The organism is Variovorax sp. 01T439_2 (assembly GCF_056398445.1).
This window is the reverse complement of sequence record NZ_JBFTPJ010000638.1, coordinates 1-3,518: the sequence shown is the minus strand read 5'-3', so window position 1 is coordinate 3,518 and position 3,518 is coordinate 1. Positions and strand designations below refer to the sequence as shown.

The 3,518-nt window shown below is 69.7% G+C and carries 3 protein-coding genes and 1 pseudogene; 1 reads left to right on the top strand and 3 read right to left on the bottom strand.

Going from position 1 to position 3,518, the window contains the following annotated elements:
• The 3 genes and pseudogenes from AC1DOC_RS24905 to pyrC all read right to left on the bottom strand — a co-directional run.
• Positions 1-200, bottom strand: a pseudogene (locus AC1DOC_RS24905) (DUF3025 domain-containing protein); the annotation flags it as partial.
• Positions 197-1,024, bottom strand: a complete 828-nt coding sequence (locus tag AC1DOC_RS24900) for an NYN domain-containing protein (RefSeq protein WP_062363232.1) — start codon at positions 1,022-1,024, stop codon at positions 197-199. The gene AC1DOC_RS24900 and the pseudogene AC1DOC_RS24905, both read right to left, overlap by 4 nt.
• On the bottom strand, positions 1,021-2,052 hold the full coding sequence (gene pyrC / locus AC1DOC_RS24895; RefSeq protein ID WP_062363234.1) for a dihydroorotase: 1,032 nt from the start codon (positions 2,050-2,052) through the stop codon (positions 1,021-1,023). Before pyrC ends, AC1DOC_RS24900 begins: the two co-directional genes overlap by 4 nt.
• 95 nt (positions 2,053-2,147) lie before the next feature.
• Between pyrC and AC1DOC_RS24890 the strand changes: the two genes are divergently transcribed.
• Positions 2,148-3,518: ABC transporter substrate-binding protein (locus AC1DOC_RS24890; RefSeq protein ID WP_478130702.1), on the top strand; the 1,371-nt coding region annotated here is incomplete at its 3' end.

The window sequence follows — 3,518 nt, the reverse complement described above, 5'->3', positions numbered from 1 at the left end:
GTCTGGAAGATGTGGGCTTCATAGGCCTGCCCCGCGGGCAGCGCCGACTGCGGCACGAAGGCGGGCCTGGAATCGGGCGCCGCATGCCGCTGCAGCGCGGCCGCGACCGAGGTGCGCAGTGCCGCCTGCGCCGCCGCCTGGCCGATGGCGCGATAGGGCGCGAGCCAGGGCTGCGCCCAGTCGACCGCCGCCAGGCTCAAGGCGTGGCGGCTCCGGTCCAGCGGATGCGGTCGGGGTGCTGCAGCACGGCGAACTCCGCCGGGAGCTTGTCGAACAGCTTGAGCGAACTGCCGTGCTTGCCGAGGAGGCCAGCCGCGCGCAGCGCCTGGGCCACGTCGTTGAGCGGCACGTCGGCACCGCTGCGCAGCGCGGGTGCCGCGCGCAGGATGAATTCGGCGGCCTCGGAGGGCGGCTGCGGCGCGGGCGGCTTCGCTGCTGCCTTGGCGGTCTTTCGGGCCGGCGTCTTGGCCGCAGCCTTGCGGGCCGGCTGCGTGGCCGCACTCTTCTCGGCCTTTTCCGTCTTGGCCGGCGCAGCACGCTTCGCGGCCACCTTGGCCGCGGCCTTCTTCGCCGGCGCGGTGCGGGGCGCGACCGGCGCGCCGTGGTGCTGCAGGTCGGTGAACTCGTCGTAGACCGCCACGGTCTCCTCGCCGGTCTTGCCCTGCTGGCCCAGGCCGCAGACGCGGCAGCCCTTTTCGCGCAGCCGGATCACGAGCGGCGCAAAGTCGGAATCGGAAGACACCAGCACCACCACGTCGGGACGCTCGGCGATCACGAGATCGAGCGCATCGACCGCCAGCGCGATGTCGGTGCTGTTCTTGCCGGCCGAGAGGTTGACCATCGGCCGCACCGACAGCCGCTTGAAAAGCGCCTGCTGCTTGAGCGCCGTTTCGGCGTTGCAATAGGCGCGGCGCACATGAACCGCGCCGTGCTCGGCCAGGGTCCGCTGCACGGCCTGCTCGATCACGTCGGCTGAGACGTTGTCGGCATCGATCAGCAGCATCACCCGCAGCGCGGGCGTCATGCGAGTCTCCAGCCGATGGTTTCACCACCGCGCAGCGGCTTGAGCGTGGCGTCGCCGTAGGGCACGGTCTCGGGCACGGTCCAGCTTTCGCGCTTCAGCGTGATGGTGCCGCTGTTGCGCGGCAGGCCGTAGAAGTCGGGGCCATGGAAGCTTGCGAAGCCCTCGAGCTTGTCGAGCGCGTCCACGCTGTCGAAGGCCTCGGCATAGAGCTCGATGGCGGTCAGCGCGGTGTAGCAGCCGGCGCAGCCGAGCGCATGTTCCTTCAGGTGGGCCGGGTGCGGCGCGCTGTCGGTGCCCAGGAAGAAGCGGTCGCTGCCGCTCGTGGCCGCCTGGACCAGCGCCACGCGGTGCGTCTCGCGCTTGAGCACGGGCAGGCAGTAGTAGTGCGGGCGGATGCCGCCGGTGAAGATGGCGTTGCGGTTGTACAGCAGGTGGTGCGCGGTGATGGTGGCGGCCGTGAAGCGGTTGGCATCGCGCACGTAGTGGGCGCCCTCCCGGGTGGTGAGGTGCTCGAACACCACCTTGAGCTCGGGGAAGTCGCGGCGCAGCGGGATCATCACGCGGTCGATGAAGACGGCCTCGCGGTCGAACAGGTCGACGGCCGGGTCGGTGACCTCGCCGTGCACCAGCAGCAGCAGGCCGTGCTTCTGCATGGCTTCGAGCGTCTTGTAGGTGTGGCGGATGTCGGTCACGCCGGCATCGCTGTTGGTGGTGGCGCCGGCCGGGTAGAGCTTGAGCGCGCGCACGCCGGCTTCCGCGGCCAGCGCGATTTCCTCGGGCGGCAGCTTGTCGGTCAGGTAGAGCGACATCACGGGCTCGAAGGCCGTGCCCGGCGGCACCGCCGCGCGGATGCGGTCGCGGTAGGCGATGGCCTGCGCCGCGGTGGTCACAGGGGGGCGCAGGTTGGGCATGACCAGCGCGCGGCCGAACTGGCGCGCGCTGTGCGGCACCACGGCTTCGAGGGCGGCGCCGTCGCGCACATGCAGGTGCCAGTCGTCCGGGCGGGTGATGGTGAGGGTGTCTGTCATGGGAGGGCCATTGTCGCATCGCGGCCTTGCGGCTGGCACACGTCGTGCTTCACCACCGGTTCGATCCCTTTGCCCTTTCACCCCTAGGAGCTCCTGTGAAGCGTGCCGTTCCTGCCTCGATCCTGAAACCCCTGGCCGCCTGCGCGGCGCTCGCCACCCTGGCCTTCGCAACGCCGGCGCTGGCCCAGGAGAAGACGCTGCGCATCGCCATGACCGCGGCCGACATTCCGCGCACGCTCGGCCAGCCCGACCAGGGCTTCGAAGGCAACCGCTTCACCGGCATCCCGATCTACGACTCGCTCACGCAGTGGGACCTGTCCAAGGCCGACGCGCCGAGCGTGCTGATCCCGGCGCTGGCCAGTTCCTGGGCCGTCGACGCCAAGGACAAGACCAGGTGGGTCTTCAAGCTGCGCCCCGGCGTCAAGTTCCATGACGGCTCGGCCTTCAATGCCGACGCGGTGGTGTGGAACGTGCAGAAGGTGCTCGACAAGGACGCGCCGCAGTTCGACCCCAGCCAGGTCGGCGTGACCGCTTCGCGCATGCCCACGCTGCGCACCGCGCGCAAGATCGACGACATGACGGTCGAGCTCACCACGAGCGAGCCCGACGCCTTCCTGCCGATCAACCTGAGCAACCTGTTCATGGCCTCGCCCGCGCAGTGGCAGAAGAAGTTCGACGCCGCGGCCGGCGCCACGCCCGCCGACAAGTCCAAGGCCGCATGGACCGCCTTCGCCGCCGACCCCGCGGGATCGGGCCCGTTCAAGGTCACGCGCTTCGTGGCGCGCGAACGCCTGGAGCTGGCCGCCAACAAGACCTACTGGGACGCGAAGCGCGTACCCAAGATCGACAAGGTCGTGATGCTGCCGATGCCCGAGGCCAATGCGCGCACCGCCGCGCTGCTGGGCGGSCAGGTCGACTGGATCGAGGCGCCCGCGCCCGATGCCATGGCGCAGATCACGCAGCGCGGCTTCAAGATCTATTCCAACGCGCAGCCGCATGTGTGGCCGTGGCAGCTGTCTTTTGCCGAGGGCTCGCCCTGGCTCGACAAGCGCGTGCGCCAGGCCGCCAACCTGTGCATCGACCGCGGCGGCATGAAGCAGCTGCTCGGCGGCATGATGGCCGAGCCCAAGGGCACGGTGCCGCCGGGCCATCCGTGGTTCGGCACGCCGGGTTTCGACATCAAGTACGACGTGAAGGCCGCGCAGGCGCTGATGACGCAGGCCGGCTACTCGGCCGCCAAGCCGATCAAGGTGAAGGTGCAGATCTCGGCCTCGGGCTCGGGCCAGATGCAGCCGCTGCCGATGAACGAGTTCGCGCAGCAGTCGCTCAAGCAGTGCTTCTTCGACGTGCAGTTYGACGTGATCGAATGGAACACGCTCTTCACCAACTGGCGCAAGGGCGCGAAGGACCCCTCGGCCAACGGTGCCAACGCGGTCAACATCAGCTTCGCGGCGATGGACCCGTTC